The organism is Thermobacillus xylanilyticus (assembly GCF_907165215.1).
GTDB lineage: Bacteria > Bacillota > Bacilli > Paenibacillales > Paenibacillaceae > Thermobacillus > Thermobacillus xylanilyticus.
This window is the reverse complement of sequence record NZ_CAJRAY010000107.1, coordinates 1-1,577: the sequence shown is the minus strand read 5'-3', so window position 1 is coordinate 1,577 and position 1,577 is coordinate 1. Positions and strand designations below refer to the sequence as shown.

Annotated in this window: 1 protein-coding gene; it reads left to right on the top strand. The window is 55.5% G+C overall.

The features are described 5' to 3' along the window. Positions 1–116: 116 nt before the first annotated feature. Entirely contained in the window at positions 117–1,457 is a 1,341-nt protein-coding gene (locus KJQ12_RS19415) for an ISLre2 family transposase (protein WP_213487132.1), read from the top strand. Positions 1,458–1,577 lie beyond the last annotated feature (120 nt).

The window sequence follows — 1,577 nt, the reverse complement described above, 5'->3', positions numbered from 1 at the left end:
GTTAGAGTAAAATTTGTGTTGGGGTAAAGATTGGAAAAAGCGGGCATAGAAAGAGAGCCTCTCCTTTGGTAGAGTAGAATTTGGCAAAAAACACACACTCAAAGGAGGAGGCTCCTGTGCAGCACTTTACCACAACCATTCCGACAATGAAAGAGCTTGAAGAGTGGATGTTCAGAAAGATGCAGGATCTGTTCACCGCCGCGATGAGAACCGCGCTGGAGAAGTTGGATGAAATCATTCTGGAGCAACGGGATCGCGAGCGGTATCGCGTCAAGGCTGAACGGGAGACCAGCATGAACACCGTGTTTGGCAACATCCGCTTCAAGCGAAGGTTGTACATGGATCGCCAAACCGGCAAATACGTGTACCTGCTCGACCAGCACTTGCGATTTGAAGGGCGAGGGAAAGTCAGTCCGCATCTGCTGGAAACGGCCATTGCCTTTGCGGCAGAGGGGCCGTCGTACCGGGACAGCGCCAGACGGCTTGAGCAACTGTTGGGCTATCCGGTACTCAGCCACGAGGCCATACGGGAGAAGCTGATTGAGCAAGCGGAGAAGCCGGTGAAGGCTGTGGAAAAGCGCAAGGCCAGGGTGCTGTTCGTGGAAGTGGATGGCCTGTACACGAAACTGCAGCGGCGGAAGCGGCAAGGGATGGAGCATGCGATCGCCGTGGTGCATGAGGGATGGGAGCAGGTCGGCAAGCGTGTGCGGCTTACGAACAAGCAGCATTACCTGCATCGGAGCGAGGGCGACTTTTGGGAAGGGTTTGGCGACTTTCTGACCGAACAGTACGCGATCGACGAGGACACCTGGCTGGTGGTGGGCGGAGACGGAGCCAGTTGGATCGGGGAATGCGAATCGTATTTTCACAAGTGCATCTACATGCTGGATCGGTTTCATGTGGCACGCGATCTGAAGCGGTTTGTGGGACACCTGCCGAAGATATGGAAAGACGCCAGACAGGCGTTGGCCAGGCAGGATCCGGCGGCCTTGATGGCGGCCGTGGAGCGTGTAGCGATCGAGGAGATTGCGCCTGACAAACGGGAAGCATGGAGCGCGTACAAGTCGTTCTTGCGGCGGCACCGCAAGCATCTGGAGGATTACCGAAAGACACTGGAAGCAAACGGCATTGACACGACCGGAATGAGGCCGATGGGAAGCGCAGAAGCCCAGATGCGGGTGTTGACGAAGCGGACGAAGCGTGGAGGATACAGCTGGAGTGAACGGGGCGCAAGGGCGATGCTTACGACCGTCATGCGAAGCAAACAGGCCGGATGGCTAGAAGAAGCCGACGAGCACAAAGTCGAGACACCAGAGCGGGTGTTCAGTGTACGGAAAATCTTGAAAGACGCCATACGACCGGCAAAGGGATGCGTTGACGGGATGATCCGGCTGCTCCGAAGCCAATGGCAAAGCCGCCCGACCGGACTGGCATTAAAAGGTCTCAAAGGATACTGATACCAGATATTTAAAGCGGTTGCCGAAGGAAGAAAAAATGAAACCGCTAACAAGGGATTGGCTCTTTTTCGCGTGATCCATCATCCCCAAAAAAAGTGCCCACACTGGCTTGACTCAGAC